The following is a 20,842-nucleotide window of genomic DNA, read 5'->3' on the forward strand; positions in this document are numbered from 1 at the left end:
CGTCGTCGAAACTCGAAACGACATATACAACGTACTCGTTCTCCCCTCACTGACATGAGCACTATTTCGATTCAGGCGCCCAGCGCTGTCGTCATGATCCGGCCGCACTGTTTTCACCCCAATCCCGAAACGGCGGATGACAACACCTTTCAGCGGGCCGGGCGCGAGCAGGACCATGCGGCACTTGCCGCTGCTGCGCGAAACGAGGTCACGGCAGCGGCGGCAGCGTTGGAGCGAGCCGGAATCCGCACCCACGTTTTTGACGATCACGGGGAACACCAGACGCCCGACTCCGTGTTTCCGAACAACTGGCTCTCAACTCATGCTGGCGGTCATATCGCGCTCTATCCAATGCATTGCGCGAACCGCCGGCGCGAGCGACGTGCAGATGTCGTCGAGATGCTCAAAGCAGAATATCGTGTCCAGGACGTGATTGATTATTCAGGTCTTGAATACGACGGTGTTTTCCTCGAGGGCACTGGCGCCATGGTGCTCGACCACGTCGCACGCGTTGCCTACACTGCGCGTTCGCGTCGCGCCGACCCTGTTGCCCTGGAGCGCTTCTGTACGCATTTCAATTTCGAGCCCATGTGTTTCGACACGACTGATCGTTCAGGCCGTGCCGTCTACCACACCAACGTCATGATGAGCATCGCTACCGAATTTTCGCTGGTGGGGCTCGACTTGATTTCTGATTCGTCCCGCCGCGCGGAAGTTCAGCGGCGACTGCTCGAGAGTGGACGGACCGTGATTGCGCTCGATCACGAACAGATCGACAGCTTTGCCGGCAACGCAATCGAACTCACGGGAAGCAACGGTCGTGTGCTCGCGTTGTCCGAACGCGCAGCTGAAAGTCTGAGACCGCAACAACGCACACAGATTGAGCAATCCGCGCGCCTCCTGCCACTTCGGGTTCCCACCGTTGAAATGGCGGGCGGCTCCGTGCGCTGCATGCTTGCTGGCATCCATCTCGCGCGACGCTAACGCGTGTAATCGACCCTCCTTAACTACAGCATTTCACCTACAACATCCGATGACCGGAGAGAGACAAATGCGACATTCATTCAACAAACGTGCCCAATTCACGGTCGCCGCCGTGCTTTGCGTCACGTCACCATGCGTTGCACTGGCGGCCCCAGACAACATCGTCGTGAAGATCGGGCATGCCGCGCCGCTAACCGGCGGCAGCGCACACCTGGGAAAGGACGATGAAAACGGTGCTCGCCTGGCAATTGAAGAGATCAATGCCGCCGGGCTAACAATCGGCGGCAAGAACGTCACACTTCAACTCGAGTCGGAGGACGATGCAGGCGACCCGCGTCAAGCGACTCAAGTCGCGCAGAAGCTGGTCGACGACAAGGCCGTTGCTGTCATCGGTCATTTGAACTCCGGTACGTCGATTCCCGCCTCGCGAATCTACAACGACGCGGGCATTGTTGAGATATCACCGTCGGCAACGAATCCAACTTACACAAAGCAAGGCTTCAAAACCACCTACCGGTTGGTAGCAACCGATGCGCAGCAAGGTCCGGCGCTTGCCGATTATGCGTCGAAGGTGCTGAAAGCAAGGACCGTCGCGATCATCGACGATTCCACTGCGTATGGTCAAGGACTTGCAAACGAGTTCGAAAAGCGGGCGAAAGCGGCTGGTCTCACCGTTGTCTCGCACGATGCCGCAACGGACAAGTCGATCGACTTCCGGGGCATCCTGACAAAAATCAAGGGTGAGCGCCCGGACGTCATCATGTACGGAGGCATGGACTCGACGGGCGGTCCACTTGCCAAACAGGCCACGCAGTTGGCAATACCTGCAAAGTTACTCGCGGGCGACGGAGTTTGCACGCCTAAAGTAGCGGAACTCGCCGGCGCCGCAAGCAAAAACATCATCTGCTCTATCGCCGGTCTTCCGCTCGAAAGGATGGAGCGAGGCAAGGATTTTGAGAAGCGATACGTTGCACGTTTCAACAAACCCATTGAAGTCTATGCGCCATTCACCTATGACGCGGTGTACATCATCGTGGACGCGATGAAACGATCGGGGTCGATTCAGGCCAAAGATATTCTCGAGGCGGTGGCATCTACTTCATACACAGGGGTTATTGGCACGACTCGGTTTGATGCCCAGGGCGACCTCAAACAAAGCGCGATATCACTCTATCAGTACGTTGACGGGAAACAGAGGTTGCTCGACATTGTAAAAATGTGAACGCCCGGTAGCATGCTTCGGACGCGTGCATGAAGTAGCAAGATGACACATCCGAGGGCACGTTTGCATCGACAGCGCAAGGTAGAGCGTCTGACACCCTGCACTTCGAGTACATCAGCACTTTCAAGTCGGGCCAACCGGTAGCCCCGGGGCAGCCCGCTGTTCACTCACGGATGACAGCCCTGTTCTTTTCACAGAGAACAGGTCCGGCCGGGATTCATTAAGATCCAAAGCTTAAGATATTTTCGATTATCTACATCGGAATAGATGTACTACGCTGTCTCGGGGTGGGTCAAATGATTCGTTTCGGCGCTCCAGCGCGATGCCAATACACGCTCAGCAGATCAGCGGGCGGCATGGCTTCGCCGAGGCCTGCAAGCGTTTTCACCTACACGACGGATCAAGCTACGGATGCCGACGAGCCTCGGGTCCGCCGGCATCCGGCACTCCCACCTTTAGGCCGCAGCCAATGTCGCAATCTGGTCGGCCGTGAGCGCGTTGTAATAGATACGGAACTCGTCGATCAAACCGTGGAAATATGGATCCGTGGAGTACTGCGAGTGGCCAATCCAGTTCTGGCTGGTACTGCCAAGGCGGAACGGCGCAAGCAACATTGCCGTATTCGTGCCGACCGCGCTGCCGTTCACATACAACGTCCCGACACTGCCTGACAGTGTCACCGCGATGTGGGTCCATTCTCCGGTGGGTAGTGCCGTCGTGCCGTTGATCCCCTTCTCGCCCGCGCTGCCATTGACCGTCATCGCAAAGCGAGGTACCCCGCTACTTGAGTGCGTCGTCAACATCATGTAGTGGTCGACATTTGAACCGAAGTCGAACACGCGCATCCAGTTGCGCGATGTGCTGCAGTTAACCCATGCTGCGATCGTGAAGTCAGCAAGACCGAGCACGATGTCGCTTGGCAGACTGACGTAGCCCGTGCTGCCGTCAAGGGAGACCGCGTTACCTGTCTTGCCGGCCACCCAGCTCGCCCCTCCGACCAGCGTGCCGGTATGGCCGTTGCCGCTCGAATCCGCTGCGGTGGTACCGCTGCTCGCGTTGAACGTGAGGTACGTTTGCAGTTGCACGGCCGTGACCGCTGCCGCTTCGTTCGACACCGCAGTCTCGCCAGTCGGCGTCTCCGCCGACACGACGTAGTAGTAAGTGCCGGCCGCGAGACCACTGTCCGTATAGGTCAACAGATCGGTTATGCCCGTTGCGATCGTCGTATAGGAACCACCCGAGGTTGTGCTGCGCTGGACGTTATAACTGGTCGCATACGCGGTACCCCACCACGACAGGGTGACGCTCCCCTCGCTCACGAACGCAGTGAGCCCGCTCGGCGCGACCCCGCTTCCAATCGGGTCACGCGTGCAGGTCAGCGTCCCGTAGCCGAGCTGGTCGTAGCCGCCAGTATTCGGACCATAGTTGCCGCCGCCTCCTTCGGTGCCCACAAACGTCATCATCTTTCCCGTATAGGGCGCAGCAATGCCTTGAAGGTTAACGTAGTGGTGATAGATCAAAGTCCAGCAAGGCCGTATCGTACCCTGCGCGGACGTCGAAAATGCAGTGTCCGTAACGCTCGCGTTCGTGTATGTCGCAAACGGAATCGTGTAATACGTCGTGCCGGACTGGATCAGGTTGCCCTTGGCGACATATTCGGCGGCAGCGAGCAAGCTGTTGTTGTTGTAACTGAACAGATCGACGCTCTGATTCCACGCCATCTGGCAGATCGCACCCAGGTGCGCGATGCTGAGCGTGTCGTGCCCCTGGTCGCGGCCGGACTCCTGCGTCTGCCCAAGATAGCCCGGATGGAGGTAATAAAGCGTCTGCGCGATTGCGCCATTGCCGAGTCCCGTCTTGAAGTACGTGACGGCCTCGTCGAACACACTCTGATTATCGCAAAGCACCCCGATTGCCATGATCGACGCCACGCAGCAGAGGTCCCAGTTCGAGTACACCACGAGCGCACCTGGAAGCGCCCCATGGTTCACCGGGTAGAAGATGTTGAGCATCATCGACTGGAAGCTGGCAAAGTCAGCTGCCGTCCAGCCCGAATACGTGCGCATGATCTCGCCAGCGTTGGCGAACTGATAACCCTGGATGCCGGCGAGCAGGATTCCGTCGTAGTCGCTGTTTGCGCCTGTCGTACCGCCAATTTTTGTCAGCGTCGACGACCACGCATTCATGATCTGGACCGCCTTGTCGGCATACGCGGTGGTACCCGTTATCTTCCAGCGCAGTGCGCATGCGTACGCGGCTGCGATGTCGTTATAAAGAGTGCCGGCATTGTTGGAGTCCGTACCGTCGTCGCCGCGTGAGACGACCGCCTGCGGATTTGGCGTCCACGACAGACTCGCGTGGCTGTTGGCAATCAGGATATTCCAGCTGTCGATCCACGGCGACGCTTGCGCCGCAACCTTCTGGCTCATCCGGTCAAAATCAGCCTGAGTATGCAACAGACCGGGATGTACGAACGCGCTGGACGACGAACTGCTTGTTGCTGCCGCCTGCGACGTGGACGACTGGGTCGACTGAGATGACGACGAACCCTCTCCGCCGCCGCAAGCCGAAAGGGCCAATGCGCCCAGGCTGTAGAGGAAAGTCCGGCGCGATACGCCGTCCGCAATTCGCGTTGGCATCGGTAAGGCGCCCAAGGGTCCTGACAATGTGTCAGACGCGTCACAACTCACGTCTTGGTACGGCGTATCGGCGTGGCCTGATTTCGACTTCGTCATATTTGTCCTCTCGTCGTGTGTGGAACGCACCCGGTGTTTCACTCACGCAGTCCGCTCCGGGCGCCATCGTCGACTGCCAAACGTTTGCTCGCAGACCCGCAACTTCGCCTCCCCGGATATCCGCCAGGGGACATGATTTCGATCTATTCTTCGATGACCCGTGCTAAGCGCTGCAGCATTAGAACCATTCCAGATAGCGCCGTATTCTATTCCGTGGCTTTTTTTTGGGTTCGAATACTTCGCGTTATCACGGGACAGCAGGAACTCATTTGCACTTATGCCCACAAGTGCACCCATCCGCTCGACGGCATAAGTGCGAATGATCCTGCATTTTCAAGGGTAAACGGCCCCGTCTCTTCGTTCTTGAGGGCAAATCTCTAATTTTTTAATTGAATTTCAATCAATTCTGGCCTGGTACGATACTTTGGGAAATTCACCTATAGGGCAATAAGGAAATCCCTACATTTCGATAAAGAATAGAACCGTAATTGATGATCTAAAAACGCCCCCTCGATGAACAGCTCATTAGGCGGCGCGATTGCGCCTTTCCATAGTCTGGTCGCCGACAGAGCGAGAATCCGTGTCGGCTTTCGGACGCTTCGTTCTTCGACGCAGGAAAGGCGTTGATGGCCATGCCCGACGCTAGCGTGATTGTGCACTCTGGCGGTCGCGACAACGCGCCGAAGCCGGGCTAAGGTACATCCTGGCGTCGTGCGACCGGTGCGACCGCGACAACGCAACACCAACATATCCCGTGTCGTTGTGCTGCCACATTGCCGGCACAATTTCCTGCACGAACGAATCCATTCATGACCGCGCTGCAGTCAGCGGGTATTTCCGTCTGAATACCCCTGTGCACCACGATTGCATCCCGGACAATTTCCCTATGATCGCAAACGATCGAACGGTGATTCTGGTCAATCAGCTTCGGCCACAGCGCAGACCCGGGACAAGCCGCCGTTGAGGCCCCGTCCTGCCACACAGCAACACCATTGACGAACACCTGATCGATGCCGGTCGCGGTGGATACTCAAAGGTCGCTCGGTCAAACAGCGTTTCCCGATCGAAAGCGACAATGTCCGCGAAATGGCCGAGGCATCAGACGTCCACGGTCGGCGAATCCGCCAGGAAGGTCGGTCATTCGAAACACAGCCTCTTCAAGGCTGAAGAGATTCACATCCCGCGCCATTTTGCTTCGCACTCCATTGCACTGACTTCAGATACCCTCCGCCGGTGCCCCTTCAACGCTCCCCGAATTTGGCTACTTCAGCGTGAAAGTCAACGTCCCGTAGCCGAGTTGGTCGAATCCACCGCTGTTGGGGCCGTAGTCGCCACCGCCACCTTCCACACGCGCCTTCTGCGCGAAGGCTTTCACATCCGGCGCACTTAACCCTTTGAGCACAACGTAGTGGTTATACAGCATTTCCCAGATAGGCCGCATGTCGCCACGAGAATTACTGGAGATCACGGCCTGCGTGACGTCGCTGTTGGCGTAGGGAGCGTAGGGTACGTCATAACCCAGGTTGTATCTGGCTGCATACTCTGCACCGAGCAGAACTCTATTATGATCGTAGCCGAACAGATCGTCGCCCTGATTCCACGCCATCTGGCAGAACGTTCCGAGCAGCGATACGTCGAGCATGGTATGCCCCTGATCACGTCCGCTCTCCTGAACCTGCCCGATTCCGCCACTGTAGATTTTCCACACGACATGCGCAATAGAGCCGTTCCCGGCGCCGTGCCTGAAATATTCTGTGGCTTCGTCGTAGATGTCGCGACGATCCGTGAGCACCCCGATGGCAAGCATGGAGTCCATGTTCGCGAGATCCCAGTTCGCCCAATAGTGGTCGATCTTCGCACCGTTGTGGCGGACCAGGAAGTCGTGATTCATCGGATAGAAGACCTTCAGCATCATGGTCCGGAACCGACGGAAATCGGCCGCACGCCACTTGGGATAGCTGCGTAGGATTTCAGCGGCGTTCGCAAACTGGTAGCCGTAGATTCCCGAGGCGAGGAATTTGTCCGACGTGCCGTCAATCTCCCTCAGGGTTGATGACCAGGCGTCCAGAATCTCGACCGCTTTTGCGGCATACGCGTCGTTACCTGAGATCTTCCAACGTAAAGCCAGGGCGTAAGCGGCAGCGGCATCATTGAAGAGGTCTGGATAGTTCTCTGCATGATGCCCGTCGGCGCCCCGATATACGACCCCTCGGGGATTGGGCCTCCAGTCGAGCGAAGAATGTCGATTGGCAACGAGTCTCTGCCAACCTGCAGTCCAGGGCTGATCTCCATGGGCGACCTTGATGCGCATTCGATCAAAGTCGTGCTGCGTGTGCAGCAAGCCAGGGTGTACAAAGACTTGATCATCCTTCGCTGGTGCTTCTGTGACAAATCCAACTCTCGCGCCAGTCGCCGTATGGCTTTGCTGTTGCGTCACACAGCCGACGAGCAATGTGGTAGCCACCGCAAACCCGATGACCCACGTGCTATATGGTTCTTTCATTTATCTTCCTTTGTTTCGCGTGTGACAAAAACAACGATTGCGACTGGCATTTCCTGCCGACTCGCAAACAAAGGTGCTGCAAGCCTCGGCAAACTGCGACACATGCTCAAATTGACGGGTTTGCTTCCGTAAAATCAATTGAATGCGCACTAGAACGCAAGATATCTGACTCGGCGTTCGGCCATCCTTGCACAGCAAGTGAGCGCCGTTAGGAAAGGTCTGGATAGCGCAGTTCTTGATGCGATTACCGCTTCGACTGTGCGAAGACGCGATACTGGGGGGAGAACACCTGCTGGATCACGACGCTATTCGCACCGGGCAACCGGTGGATATTCCGTACTGTGTTGCAGAGGGTGTGGACAAGCGGTGGCGACTCAGCCGATCCCCAATCACTTTATCGGCTCATTTTGCCAGCCTTTCCCAAGAGAGCGATGCACTCGCCTTAGTCGCCGTCCGAGTGGTAGCCGATGGATGGCGAACATGCGATTTTCTCTTTAGCGTTACTTTCGCCGTCACTGGCGACAGGCCAGCATTGAGTTGTCGCTGCAATACGCGTATCTTTCGCGCCGAATCCGCCAGCATTGCATGCTCGGACTCTTCATCCTTTCGTAACATCATGATCCGCTGTGCCGTGATGTCCTGTAATGCGTCGGACTCATCGCGCTGAGTCTGCGCAACCTCCAGGTCCGCCTGCAGTCGTTCGACTAGGGCTTGAGTCTCTGCGAGCCTTCGCCGCGCCGCCGCATTCTGCATTTCCAGATTCACACGCAACAGATGCGCCGCAGCCAACTGGACCATACGCCGAACAAATGCATGGTATTGGGATTGAGCACGCGCATAGTTGGGCGTCGTCATGACAAGCCAATATTCGTTCTGTTGGCTTAGTGCGACGTAGTAAGTCGCTCCATCGCCTTGCAAAAACAGTTGCACACGATATTCAGCGGCTGACGACGATTCTATCTCCGCAACCTTCCCAGCCGCCACTAACTTCGTCAGTGCCGCAACATTGCCACCCACCGGAGACCTCACGGCCGACTGCGAAGCGGCAACTGTCGAGCTTGCGCTGATCGGCTTCAGTTCATCTGGTATTGCGACGCCTGTTGGCGCGGGTTGGTCCGTTTGAGAAAAGGCCAATCCGGCAACGCCTAACGTCGCGAGAAGGATTGCGCAGCGGAGTGTAGATCGCGCCAAAGTGTGTTTCATTTTCATACTGGATTTGTCGTGGGATCATTCAAAGCAATAGGATTGCAGGCTGTCGATTGCCATGCCCATACCGCGTACGACGCATGTCATTGGATCCGTCGCGACCAGCACTCGCAACCCTGTTTCCTGCGCAAGACGGCGGTCCATCGAATGCAAACGCGCGCTTCCGCCACTGAGAACGATCCCGCGGTCTGCGATGTCCGTCGCCAATTCCGGCGGTGTGCGCTCAAGCGCGCTTTTGAGCAGAGAGACAATCTGATTCAACGGATCGCAGAGGGCCTCAAAAACCTCGCTACTTGAGACCTGCAGTGTGCGCGGGATGCCCTCGGACAAGTTGTGCCCAGTCACCTCCACGCAGGTTTCATCGTCACCAGCGATTGCGCACCCGATTTCGTGCTTGATACGTTCTGCCGTCTGCTCACCGATTACCAGTCCACGCGCACGGCGAAGGTGGTTGATAATAGCTCGATCGAAGGTATCTCCCCCCACGCGCGCCGACGCCTTATGGGCAACGCTACCGAGCGCCACGACTCCGATCTCGGTCGATCCCGCGCCGATATCCACGACCAGCGAGCCAATCGCGTCGAACACGGCAACGCCCGCCCCAAGCGCTGCAGCAATGGGTTTCTCAAGCAACATGACGTGAGTCACGCCTGCGCCCTGAATGGCCTCCTTGATCGCTCGACGTTCGACTTGCGTCGCCCCGCTCGGCACACCGACGGTGGCATGGAGCGACGCCGATAGCATGCGCCTCGCACGCCCCATCTTGATAAACTCGCCGATCATCCGTTGAGTTTCGGAAAAATGCGCGATCACTCCACCGTGGATCGGCCGAATCGCTTCAATGTTTCTGGGCAAGCGGCCGAGCATACGCTTGGCCTCCCCGCCGACCACTTGCGTCGGCCGCACGCTCGCGTCGGTTTGCCCACCTGAACTCACGCAGATCACCGATGCCTCATCGAGCACCATTCCTTTGTCGCGGCTATAGATGCGTGTGTTGGCCGTACCGACGTCGAGAGCGATATCAGTTTGGAGAAGTCCCCGGAATTGCGAAAACAAAGTCATGGATGGTCCGCTTGTTACAGCGCGATCTACTATAATTGGAGGCCCTCTGTCGTTCGCTTGCTGGCGCGGTCGTGCGAACAGATCACCTTGGGTTTGCAACAAGATGCCGGGACAGTCTCGTCTCGGCCTTTCAATGAGTCACGGTCAAAACTCGTGTCGCAAGCCCATCGCGAATAAAGCCTATGAATTCGCACCCGAGTTCACATTCGCAGATTCAATGGCCACCTCAACCGTACCCTTACCATTGCCGCCATTCTCATGCGCGTACGCTGCAATTGCGTAGTTATGGTTGTGCTCTGCGCTGCGGTGGCTCAAGGCATCTCGCCGAGCATCGAAACCGCTGCGGTATTAGACGGGACATCAAGCAATTCATGCGCCGTCCCGAGCCTCGGCTACATTTTGTAAAGGTAAGATTCCACGCATTTTCTACTTGTCATCGAAGTAGCGATCCGTAACCGGACCAGCACACCAGAGCCGACGTCGCATCTACTTTTTGCCGGGACGGATCGTGTGATGAGCTGCTCAATGCCTGCTCTTAACCAGACGATCCCTGTTCCGGGCGCTCGTGACATACGGCTGAACTTCGCTGCGAAGAAACCCATCAGAACCGATACGTCCAGCCGATCTTCAACACTGGATAGAAGCGCAACCTATCCGCCGTGTTCTGCAGCGATCGCTTCTCTGCGTCGACGCTAGCCTGCCCCGCCTCGGCAAGGATGTCGGCCGGCACCTCGAGATCAACGTGAGGCTTGCCGTACGCTACACCAGCGTCGAAGAACATCGAGAAACCCTTTTGTGCAGTCGGCGTGTGGCCAAGACCAATGCCGAGGTACGGGCGCAAGACGGGGAAGATCGCCTTCGCGTGGATACTCTGACCCAACGTCGGATACGCGATGCCATTGATCGTGTATGTTCCCGACGAGCTGTTGGCGGTCGCGTCGATGTTATCGGTGCCGATCAGTACGCCGGCGGTCAACCGGAAGGACACCGGGTTCGACGCGAGGAAAAAGTCCCCATAGATACCCCCGTGTGCGAGGTTAACCTTGCCATCGTAGTGCAAGCCTCCCGAATTGAAGTCGTGCGAAATACTGCAACCGTTTAACTCGGCACGAACATTGTCCAGCGCACCCAGCACATAGCTATAACCGATGCCGATACCCTCTGTGCCTACCTGACCATAAACTTCATTCGCCTGTGCGAGTGTCGTGTGGAGCGTGATAACGCCTACAAACAAAGGCGCAACCAGGCGTTTCATACTTCAGATTCCTTTGACCCTTGTGTCGGGCCTGATAGTGGCATCTGGTTGCATTCTGTTCGCGTTTTACACGCACCTGGACTTATGCTACGAAAGCAAGTTTCTGGTGAATCGAAACGCCTCATCACAGGCGTAAAGGCAGCGATGCGCAGCGGTCCCCCGCTTTCCCGAATCTGGTGGTGCGACCTCGTACATGCAACGCATCAACATCGTCGCCGGTACACTACACCTCAGATGCTCGATCGTATTCGAGCGTCCAATTTCGACGCAGTCAGGGAATGCGGATATTTCCTGGGAGCCTCGCTGATTTCTTTGTCAGGAAATACTGCCCCATTACTGTCTCGACTCCAAGGGACCCGGAGATTTTCTCAGCCAAACGTGGCACGATTTCAATCCCTGCCCCCCATGTTTCGCGGGGTGTTGTCATCGGGCCGAGCGGGCGGATGGTGATCTCTGGCTGGCGCCCGCCCGAGACACCGACTCGCGCCGCCTTTGCAAGCGGCAAGCGAGCCTCCAATGGGTGAATGAGCTTACCTCCACAGGTGCTACGCGCTCGATCTTCAGTTGACAAACTAGTCCCAAACTTTGATCTAATGCGAGCCACTCAGATCGGTGAGGCGACCCAGCAGAATGCAATGATTGTCGGCGACGCGGAACACATCGCGGCTGAACTGCGCGATCAGGCAACACGGCTCGCGCAGGTGGTCAGCTTGTTCAAGTTGCCACTACTTGAAGTGCCACGTGCTGACATGCATCGCTAATCAACCGATCAACCGCGTCGACGAATTGCTGCCCTGGCGGGTGGCCCGATACCTGCAGAACCCATCCGAACTTTCGGCCCCGACCGGCTTGGGCCACAGCAGTGGATGGGTACGGCTACAAGCCGGATCACGACTTCTCAGCAGCCGGACTAGTGGGAACGCGTACCTTGATAGCGGTGCCTTTGCCCGGCGAACTAGCAATGCCGATCTCGCCACCGAGCATGAGCGCGCGCTCTTTCATTCCCATTAGTCCGAAGGACTTTTTATGGACTGTCACTGGATCGAATCCCCTGCCATCATCGCGCACTTCCAGCAGGCAATCGCAACCCCGTTGCTCCAACGCAATGAATACGTGTCGCGCCACGGCATGTCGCCTGACATTGGTCAGTGCCTCCTGGACGATTCGGAACAGCGCTACGGCCTGATCCTCCGCAAGTGTCATATTTTCTTCCCGCACGAACAGGCGACAAGCGGTCTCCCCATTGTTCGAAAATTCGGCGGCCAGCCATTCAAGCGCTGCAGCGATGCCCGCGTCGAGGACGGCAGGACGCAGCGAAGCGACGACGTCGCGTACCACTTGCATCGTTTTGTCAGCGAGTTCAAGTATTTTTTGGACGTGCTCGCCGAGGGCTGGATTGTCATGACCGAACCGGATGCGCAGCGTCGACGCCCCCATGCGAAGCGCCGTCAGGTGCTGGCCCAGTTCGTCGTGCATCTCACGAGCGATGCGCTTACGTTCCTCCTCACGTGCCGTTTCACGTCGCGAGGTGAGTTCCTGGAGCAGTTCGTAAGACTCGCGCAGACGGCGCTCGGCTTGCTTGCGCTCGGTAATGTCTCGCCAGACAGTCAGGACGCTGTGAACTACACCGTCTGAATTGCACTCAGGGACTGCATGGACGTACCAGCATTGTGGCCTGCCACGGTCACTCCAAGCGAGCTCGAATTTAGCCGCCACTCCACCCTTCAGGATCTTTCTCAATTGCGCCCGAAACCGCCGTGCCACCACGGCCGGTACGCCCGACATCCGGCCCGCGGTCTCGCCGAGCAATTTCGCTGCCTCGATCCCACTTACCCGCTCGAACTCCGGATTCACATACGTACGTCGGCAGTTCCGATCATAACGGATGATGGGATCTGGCGCGTTTTCCGCCAACGTGCGAAAAGCCCTCTCGCTGTCCCGCAATGCCAGTTCGATGTTTCTTAGTTTTGTGATATCGCGCGCAATACCCAGCACGCTGACAACCTTGCCCTCGGCATCCCTTTCCGGGATGTGCCGCACCTCGAATATGCGTACGCCCTGTGCTGTGCGCCAATGTGCCTCATCCTCGTTCGGTTGCCCTTCATTGAAGGCCCGCTGGATTCCCAGCCTAAGACGCTCGTTCTGACCCACTTCACTGGTAGGAGCCATATCGAGTGGCGGCTTGCCGACAAAGGCCTTCTGGGAAACGCCGAAGGCCCCCGCTATGACCGGATTGACATAGATGTGACGTCCATCCCTGTCGAACCGGGCAATGAAATCCGGAAAATTCTCGGTCAATGTGCGAAAGAGATGTTCGCTTTTTTTCAGTTCGTCAATGTCGCGGCTGATGGCCAGCAGGCTGACAACCTTACCGTCGGGTGCAAACTCGGGAACGATACGCGTATGTCCCCAGCGAATCCGGCCTGTGGCATCAAGCAGCCGCACCTCATCTGCCACCTCGTTGCCTGTCTCGGCCACGCGTTGCAGCTGGTCCATATACCGGGAAGCATCGACGAACTTTGACAGCTCTGCCGGCGTCGTGCCGAGCACTTCGCCAGCACGGGGCCCCATGAGTTTCAATAGCGCCGGGTTTGCGTATACGCGGCGATACCCCAGATCGTAACGAGCGATGTAGTCAGGTGAATGCTCTACAACGGCGCGGAAAGCCTGTTCGCTCGCATATAGCCGCTCCGCCGTCTCCTTGCGCTCGGTAATGTCGAACCCAAGAGTAAGCACACCTACGATCTCGTCCCGTATTCCCCGCTCCGGAATGATGCGAATATAATGGTAACGCTCGCGGCTGCCGCCATCGGGCACCATGATTTCAAAATTATGCTCTATCCCGGTATTGATGACCGTTTCAATCAACGTCTGATACTGCGCGTACCGGCGGCTAGGGCTATGTTCCGTAGGTGTCTTGCCCAACAGGTCAATCAACGGTCTACCCACCATCAAAGCAAGCCCCGAATTCGCGTAGACCAAGCGGCATTGCCGGTCATAGCGGCACATAAAGCCCGGCGTGTTTTCCGCCAATCTGTGCAACTGCGTTTCGAGTTCCAACTGCGTAATCAGTAGCGATTCTGCCTGTTTCTGCACCGTAATGTCGCGCCCGATACCGACGATCCGGTGAATGCGGCCCGACTCGTCGCGCAAGGGGATAAGTGTCGAGTGGTAATGGCGGCGGCCGCTGGGGAATTCGTGCGTCCGCTCATCGTAGAAAGCCACACCGGACTGAACACATTGTCGGTATCTGTCGCACAGACCTTCCGACATTTCCTTCGACACCACCTCGTCCACGCATTTTCCGATCAAACCCGCCCTCGGGATACCGAGCGATTGTTCGCCGGCCGGGTTGATCTCGAGAATACGAAAACGCCCTTCCGGGGTCACTTCGAGCAAAGAGAGTACATCCGAGACATTGTCGAAGATTTGCCTGTAACGGTGCTCGCTCTCCCGTAACGCGAGCTTGGTTCGCTCCCGCTCCGTGACGTCCCGTACCAGTGACAGGTTGTACTCTTTACCGCCGTACTCGAAATAACTCGCGCTCACTTCGACAGGCAATATGCTGCCATCCTTCCGACGGTGCGTAGTTTCCATAGAGGCCGCCCCCTCTTCGCGAAGCTCCCTCCAGGCCTGAGTCAATCGCTCGATCGTCCATCCCGGATCGATATCCATCACGGTCATCTGCAGCAGTTCGGCGAAACTGTATCCAAGCGATCGGCAGGACTCCTCGTTGACATAGACGAAACGACCGCCCTCATCGATCAGATAAGCTGCCTCATGCACCCGATTAAGGGCAAAGTTCGTCAGTTCCAGCAGTTCGTTACGATCGGCCACCGGTCGCTCCAGATTTTCGCGATCCCCTTGAAGATTCGTATATTGCCGTTCCACTTCGTCTTGAATCATACCTACCATGATTTCACTTGCGAACTCATTCAGACGCTTGTTGGGATACACCGCTGAATAGCACCGAATCGTGCCTTCAGTCGGCGTCAGTACGCGGAAGTATCCGGCGGCTTCCTAGCCCTCCGCCAACTGCACGCGTGCGGTAGCACGACCCCATTCCCAACAGGGACAGAAGCTCGCAGGTCCTGCAGCGGCTGGTCGAATGATCGATGGAAATACCGTCCTCGGAAAGCATTTCTTTAAGCGCACGCCAAGTGAGCAGATTTGAGACGTACCAGCGCAGATGGATCGGAATCGTCGACGATAGACAGCGCGAGTATTGCGGTACATTGGCCAATGCCGCGTTCAGCGCGTTCACCGATTCTCTTGGTAGAGATTTTCCATCACCAAACCTCTGCGGGCCGCCTCCTACTTCGCTACTACTCATGTGCACATTTTCCGACGGACTTACGCGCTAACGGTAGTCACCTCGCAGCGGCGGCGCCTGACTGTCCGTAAGCACCACTTGCACTGCGTGGCCCCGAAAGCGCTACGAGCGCAGCACCTGCGGGACAGCAGCAAGTCCGATAGATACTCCGAGACGACCCACGCTACGATTGTCAAATCGTAGTCACGCGATGCGAGTCGAGCAATCAGGACGCGTAGAAAATTCATTAGGGGCATGCCGAATTAATTGTAAGGAACTCCTTAGTGGCACGACGCATGACGCACGACGGAATCGATCAATTCGCGAAGTCAATTGAGAATCGTGCTGCCGAGCCCTGTCACGCTGAGGATCGGCCGCCCAGATAGTGAGACCAGCGAATCACTCCTTGAAGACCTTCGTTTCCCAGTCAGCGTCGTCGGTTGCACGATGAACCGGCACTTCCGCTCCCGGCGCATCCCGCATGACGTCAAGGATTACTCACTTCTGAGTGCTTGCGGTTCACGACCGCATTAGCGATCGATCCCGCACCCAACCTTTCCGGCGAAATGTCGCGGGTAGCCATCGAACGTCGCAACTTACGTGAACGAACGCCGCCCTTCCATAGCGACTTTTGGTGCGAACCTATCAACTCTATAGCAGAGTCTGTTGGGTCAAACACCGTTCCCCCGCACCATTTCAGAATCAGGTGACAGCTCAAGAAGTGGGAAAGTTCACAGGTAACAACCTTTCTTCTCCTCCAGGCACGATCTCATGGATAAGCTTGCTGATCGTGTCGTCCAGTTCCAGCCACCGATCCACGAGAATGCCCAGCAAGCGCAGCATGACACCGGATAGGCTCGAGTTGATGTGGTGAATGGGATCCGGCAACCGGTGCTGCAACTTGGCTCTGCCTTGTGCGGGGCGACACCGTTTTGGAAGAGAGGGGTATGGATAATAAATTCGGAGTCTTGCCGACAATAAAATCAGAACATCCCTAACGCAGAATCAGGAGCGCGCAAACGCGTCGAGAAATATCTTGTGTTGTACATGAGCTCGGAGATTGACAGAGGGATACCGCACGCCGTACCGTCACCGGTTCATCATAGTTTTTTCCCTACGCGCGTTGCTGAAGTGGGGACAAGCGATTCACGCTCTGGGAGATAAGGCAATTATTTTCCCATGTAAAATCTGGAGATCCAGGGTGATCAACACATGAACACAAAAATCAAAATTCTCGTGGTGGACGACTTCCCAATCATGCGGCAGATAATTACCAGCCTCTTGCGAGAACTGGGGTTCGTGAACATCGCTCAGGCAGCTGATGGTGTGGAGGCATTGCAACATCTCAAAAGCGCGCAGTTTGGTTTTGTCCTGAGTGACTGGAACATGCCCAATATGGATGGGCTTACTCTGCTTAAAGCGATTCGTGCCGACATCCAGCTTAAGACGCTACCCGTCTTGATGGTGACAGCCGAGGCCAAGAAAGAAAATATCGTGGCGGCGGCCCAGGCCGGGGCAAATGGATACATCGTGAAGCCTTTCACCGCAGAGATACTGGGCGAGAAGATCACCCGTATTGTTGAGAAAATAGCACAGCCCGGAGCGACATCATGAATAGTGTCAGCGATCTAACCGTAGTGCGAAATGCGGTCACGCATCCGGATGAACTGACTTCGACGCCGCTTTCGGGGCGCGAGGACGAGATACTGGCGCGAGTGGCAGGCATCACCCGGAGCCTCTACGAGGCATTGCAGACACTTGGAATAGATGCGGATATCCGCACATCATTGTCCCTGGTTCCCGATGCTGTCAATCGCCTCAAATATATCGAGAAACTGACCGAAGATGCGGCGACCCGTACGCTCAACGCAATCGACGACATGCGCCCGATCCTGGAAAGACTTGGGTCTTCTGCCAGCACTCTTTCACAGAGATGGAACTCCATTGCGGTGCAAGGCGCAAACCGTGAAACCATCGCGCAGTTGTTTGCCGATACGCGTAGCTTCTTTAGATCACTCCACCAATCAACGGCAACGGTAAATACTCAATTGAGCGAAGTGCTGGTCGCGCAGAGCTTTCAGGATCTAACCGGTCAGGTGCTGCGCAAGGTGACGGAAATCGTTCTGTCGCTGGAACGGCAACTGGCGGACTTGCTAATGGAGCGTATCTCTCCTGAGCGACGCACGATGTTTGCTGAACGGGTGATGAGAGAATTTTCGGAGAGCTCCCGAGCGCAACAGTCCGAGAGCCCCCCTGTCCCGGACTCGATTGCGATGCCGGACCAGGAGGCAGTGGACGACCTGCTATCGAGTTTAGGTTTTTAGACGAATAGTTGGCTGCTGCGCGCGCGCAAGTGAGTGGCTCACCGTAGGCTCTACAGCAACTCGATCGTTGATAGTTGCGGGCGTGCAGGTGTGCGCTGTCAGCGCCTCGAATGACTGATGAGTTCGACCTGAGGCGATCGTCATCCGGTTTAGAGCGGCCAATTCCGCCGTTCGACATCGCCGCGAGGATTGTGGGCAATCGGTATGTCGGATAGCATTGCTTCCACGCTTTGGCGCATCCCGTCCAACATACATCGCCTGTGCTTACGGTCGCCGTTTGCGTCGCTGACTTTGGTCACTCTATCCATATTTGCGCCAGCGGGTGGGCGTCAAATAAAAATGGACGCCCACCTGAGCATCCATCCTGGCGAACTCGTTCGCGACCGCAGAACTAACCAGTATGGTTTTGGGCTGCCTGGTCGACGATTTGTTGCTGGACTTCTTTCCGCAGTAACAGGTTGCCGGGACTCACCCGGGCCAACTCGACAATCAGTCTGCTGCACAGGGCACTGCGACCAACCGACTGAGCGCTCAACCAGGCGGCATGCTCCTTGAGCGGCGCGAACTCAATGCGCAGTTGCCCGGCACGCTGCTTCCATTGCGTGCTCTCAAGATTGGCTTCGTCGAGCCTCGTCTGAAGCGTTTGTCGCTCCTGGGCGAACGTGGCCTCCATCTCGGCGATACGCTGCGCCGCTTCTTGCGCCGCCTGCACACCGGTGGAGTCATTGGCCGGTGGATTGGCGGATTGAGCGGCATTTGCCAATTGCGCTTCGAGATCCTGCACTCGAGCCTCGGCGGCCAAAGCACGCGTTTCCGCTAGAGCAAGCTCTTCGGCAAGTCCTTCGACGCTGTCCAGCTCGGGGAGCAAAACTTGTGGCGCGAACTCATTAAATCGTTCGGCCGGCTCGACGGTAAGATCCGGCTCAGGTGCAGGCGTTTGTGCGGTTTCCTCGAGCGCTGCCTCTACAGGCACGGCGCCCGTCTCGTCGAAGGGTCGGGGAGCGCCAAGAGGCGAATCTGTCATCGGATGCTTGTCGATGGCGGCACTGTCAATGTGGGGTTGGTATGCACGCTCCTCGACGACCGGCGCATGTTCGTCGAATGCTGCCGGATTGATTTCTGATTCTGTTGGCGCTTCATTCGATGTGGCTGTCGAACGGTCGACAATCGGGAGAACTGTGTCAGCGTCGCGCGCAGCGATCATGCGAGTCGCTCCCGTAGCGGAATGCTGAAGCTCGGCCACCTTAAGCTTGCAGCTCTCCAATTCATTTAGCGTACGCGTCAGGTCGATGTACAACACACCGGTTTCCCGCTCGGCCTGTTCGGTTCGCTCCTTCAACGCGCGTATTTCCGCATCGACCTGTCCACGCACATTTTTTTGCGCCACCGCCCAGCAACGCTCGATGGCGTCGCGTATCACATCGCCAAAATCTTCTGGTGTTGGCAAGGCCGCGAGCGCCGAATCCACGGGCGCGATCCTTTCTTCGCGCCATTGCTGAAGCGTTGCCGCAATTTCCGGCAGTGACTGGCCATATGCTTCCAGACAAACAGTTACAGGAGAGATTGCACGACCTTCACTCTTTAGACGGTTCGCAATCTCAAGTACGTCATCCCTTTTCATATATCCTTTTGATCAGACGCCGATACGGCTGCCTAGCTGACGCACCTGCCCGAAGAACACTGCGCTGCCTGGCAATGTGCTCGTATCGAGGAAAACAGAAGAAGTAATCAACAGAACCAAGCATATCAAGGTAAACGGCTTGCTTGGCCGATACTTTAGTAGGTAACGAAATCTTTGGACACGCATGCCAATGTAGCACCGACGCAAATGAAGTCACCCGTTTGCCGTGTGGATGGTCTAACGCGCAGTACAAAATATTCTGCTATTACTGTTCGGGGCACTTCCCGGGTTGTGTGCCTGCCAGAGCGAGGTCTGGCTCCGAGCGTCGCGTCAGGAAGCCAAATGGTCAACGACCACAAGCCACGCAGTTAGCCACGTCCTGCGATGACATTCACTTTCTCGATTGGATAATGATAAGGATTTCCTGATTTTGTCGTAGGCATCCAGTCCGCAAACGTTTTTGTTTTTTGGTCTACGACTCTTCATTCAACAATCGGCTCATATACAAAAATTTGAGAATGCGCTGGCGAGCCGAATGCTTTGTGTGGGACGATGACTTGATATCACGACTCATTGCGGCGCAGTGGTCGTCAGATTCATTCGCTATCCGCCAGCCGCGTGGCAATGGCGTGCATGACCTCCTGCGCCTGACTGCGGCAGTGAACCACCGCATCATCGGCATAACGCGCAAAGGGACATTGCGGGAAGTGTCGCTGCGTCCATGCGTCAAGCGCATAGTGCATGAACAGATTCATCAGCATCGGGCTGACTACTTCGCCCTATGGTGTACCGCGCACCCGCGGCTATCTCGCTCCGTCCGCAGTCTCAAACGGCGCAGTCAGCCACCGCTCGATATACAGTAGGATCCAGCCCGCCTTGACGAACCGTCTGGGAAACTTGATCTGACACGGTGGGGACGCAGAGCTTTCTGGCACCACCCTTGGCCTTCGGTATTTCAACCTGCTTCACCAGTGGCGGGAAACACGAGCCCTACGACATCCGGTTCCACAACTTGTACAGATTGCCCGACAGGTTCTGCTCGAACATGGCGATCGTTTCATCGTCCACGCCTGCAGAACCCCGGTTGGCTCCCACCAGCTGATACGCTTCCCATACCGAGTGCTTCGCAATGCAATACCGTTTCGTTGAGGTCGTGTCACTCATCCCCACCATGCAGGTTAGCGACCTTCGTCAACAGGATAACGCCGCCCCTTCGGTCCACCCTCATTACATTGGTTCAGCACTACTACGGACAGCTCTGCCCCGCGTTGCAACGAATGAACAGCGGCCCGCCAAGGTCTTCCTCCAGCGAACGAATCAACGCCAACAGCCCCGACTGAACGAGATTGAGGCGCCGCGACGCGCGCGTGAAATGCCGTTCTTCGGCGACCGCCACGAAATGCTCAAGTTGTTTCAGGTCTACTTGCCGCCTCGCTAAAGACACCATCAGATTCATCACCAATAACGCACAATTTAATCACATATTTCCGTTGGAACGATAAGTCAAACTACTTTATTGTCGAGGGCATTGACGCATTTGCTGCAAAAAACTGCGTGGCACGACCCACCCCGGTGCGTCCGGCCTGGGGCCATCCAGACGCTCAAGATACTGTCCACA

General features: G+C 56.7%; 16 protein-coding genes. 5 read left to right on the forward strand and 11 right to left on the reverse strand.

The window, feature by feature from the left end:
* The first annotated feature begins 54 nt into the window (after positions 1-54).
* Both ctlX and ACOSV0_RS09750 read left to right on the forward strand, forming a co-directional pair.
* The gene (gene ctlX / locus ACOSV0_RS09745; RefSeq protein ID WP_115783098.1) at positions 55-984 is read left to right on the forward strand and encodes a citrulline utilization hydrolase CtlX; all 930 of its coding nucleotides are present in this window, start codon (positions 55-57) and stop codon (positions 982-984) included.
* Positions 985-1,051: 67 nt separating this feature from the next.
* Positions 1,052-2,206: a branched-chain amino acid ABC transporter substrate-binding protein gene (locus ACOSV0_RS09750; protein ID WP_434110120.1), complete on the forward strand. Its 1,155-nt coding sequence runs from the start codon at positions 1,052-1,054 to the stop codon at positions 2,204-2,206.
* A gap of 455 nt (positions 2,207-2,661) precedes the next feature.
* Here the strand turns inward: ACOSV0_RS09750 and ACOSV0_RS09755 are convergent, their stop codons facing one another.
* The 5 genes from ACOSV0_RS09755 to ACOSV0_RS09775 form a co-directional block, all read right to left on the reverse strand.
* Positions 2,662-4,845 (reverse strand): LamG-like jellyroll fold domain-containing protein, encoded by a 2,184-nt coding sequence (locus tag ACOSV0_RS09755; RefSeq protein WP_434110121.1) that lies wholly within the window; start codon positions 4,843-4,845, stop codon positions 2,662-2,664.
* 1,357 nt (positions 4,846-6,202) lie between these two features.
* The gene (locus ACOSV0_RS09760; protein WP_434110122.1) at positions 6,203-7,444 is read right to left on the reverse strand and encodes an alginate lyase family protein; all 1,242 of its coding nucleotides are present in this window, start codon (positions 7,442-7,444) and stop codon (positions 6,203-6,205) included.
* 402 nt (positions 7,445-7,846) lie between these two features.
* Positions 7,847-8,653 carry a DUF2968 domain-containing protein gene (locus tag ACOSV0_RS09765; protein ID WP_434110123.1) on the reverse strand — a complete coding sequence of 269 codons (807 nt, stop codon included), beginning with the start codon at positions 8,651-8,653 and terminating at the stop codon, positions 7,847-7,849.
* 18 nt (positions 8,654-8,671) lie between these two features.
* On the reverse strand, positions 8,672-9,706 hold the full coding sequence (locus ACOSV0_RS09770) for a rod shape-determining protein (RefSeq protein WP_434110228.1): 1,035 nt from the start codon (positions 9,704-9,706) through the stop codon (positions 8,672-8,674).
* Positions 9,707-10,313: 607 nt separating this feature from the next.
* Positions 10,314-10,967: a hypothetical protein gene (locus tag ACOSV0_RS09775; protein WP_434110124.1), complete on the reverse strand. Its 654-nt coding sequence runs from the start codon at positions 10,965-10,967 to the stop codon at positions 10,314-10,316.
* A gap of 635 nt (positions 10,968-11,602) precedes the next feature.
* On the opposite strand from ACOSV0_RS09775, the gene ACOSV0_RS09780 reads away from it, so the two are divergent.
* Positions 11,603-11,728: a hypothetical protein gene (locus ACOSV0_RS09780; protein WP_434110389.1), complete on the forward strand. Its 126-nt coding sequence runs from the start codon at positions 11,603-11,605 to the stop codon at positions 11,726-11,728.
* A gap of 127 nt (positions 11,729-11,855) precedes the next feature.
* On the opposite strand, the gene ACOSV0_RS09785 is transcribed toward ACOSV0_RS09780, so the two are convergent.
* Complete coding sequence (locus ACOSV0_RS09785) at positions 11,856-14,924, reverse strand: PAS domain-containing sensor histidine kinase (RefSeq protein WP_434110125.1); 3,069 nt, start codon at positions 14,922-14,924, stop codon at positions 11,856-11,858.
* 25 nt (positions 14,925-14,949) lie between these two features.
* Positions 14,950-15,300 (reverse strand): hypothetical protein, encoded by a 351-nt coding sequence (locus ACOSV0_RS09790; protein WP_434110127.1) that lies wholly within the window; start codon positions 15,298-15,300, stop codon positions 14,950-14,952.
* 1,191 nt (positions 15,301-16,491) lie between these two features.
* On the opposite strand from ACOSV0_RS09790, the gene cheY reads away from it, so the two are divergent.
* Positions 16,492-16,893, forward strand: coding sequence for a chemotaxis response regulator CheY (gene cheY / locus ACOSV0_RS09795; protein ID WP_115783088.1), 402 nt, complete (start codon positions 16,492-16,494; stop codon positions 16,891-16,893).
* On the forward strand, positions 16,890-17,603 hold the full coding sequence (locus ACOSV0_RS09800; RefSeq protein ID WP_115783087.1) for a protein phosphatase CheZ: 714 nt from the start codon (positions 16,890-16,892) through the stop codon (positions 17,601-17,603). The genes cheY and ACOSV0_RS09800 overlap by 4 nt, the downstream gene beginning before the upstream one ends.
* Positions 17,604-17,994: 391 nt before the next feature.
* Here ACOSV0_RS09800 and ACOSV0_RS09805 read toward each other — a convergent pair whose 3' ends face one another.
* The 4 genes from ACOSV0_RS09805 to ACOSV0_RS09820 all read right to left on the reverse strand — a co-directional run bounded on the left by ACOSV0_RS09805 (position 17,995) and on the right by ACOSV0_RS09820 (position 20,680).
* Positions 17,995-19,224: a DNA-binding protein gene (locus ACOSV0_RS09805; protein ID WP_434110128.1), complete on the reverse strand. Its 1,230-nt coding sequence runs from the start codon at positions 19,222-19,224 to the stop codon at positions 17,995-17,997.
* A gap of 596 nt (positions 19,225-19,820) precedes the next feature.
* The gene (locus ACOSV0_RS09810; protein WP_434110129.1) at positions 19,821-19,985 is read right to left on the reverse strand and encodes a hypothetical protein; all 165 of its coding nucleotides are present in this window, start codon (positions 19,983-19,985) and stop codon (positions 19,821-19,823) included.
* A gap of 229 nt (positions 19,986-20,214) precedes the next feature.
* On the reverse strand, positions 20,215-20,388 hold the full coding sequence (locus ACOSV0_RS09815) for a hypothetical protein (RefSeq protein ID WP_434110130.1): 174 nt from the start codon (positions 20,386-20,388) through the stop codon (positions 20,215-20,217).
* Positions 20,389-20,470: 82 nt separating this feature from the next.
* On the reverse strand, positions 20,471-20,680 hold the full coding sequence (locus ACOSV0_RS09820) for a helix-turn-helix domain-containing protein (RefSeq protein ID WP_434110131.1): 210 nt from the start codon (positions 20,678-20,680) through the stop codon (positions 20,471-20,473).
* Positions 20,681-20,842 lie beyond the last annotated feature (162 nt).

This window comes from Paraburkholderia caffeinilytica, from assembly GCF_051027425.1.
GTDB lineage: Bacteria > Pseudomonadota > Gammaproteobacteria > Burkholderiales > Burkholderiaceae > Paraburkholderia > Paraburkholderia caffeinilytica_A.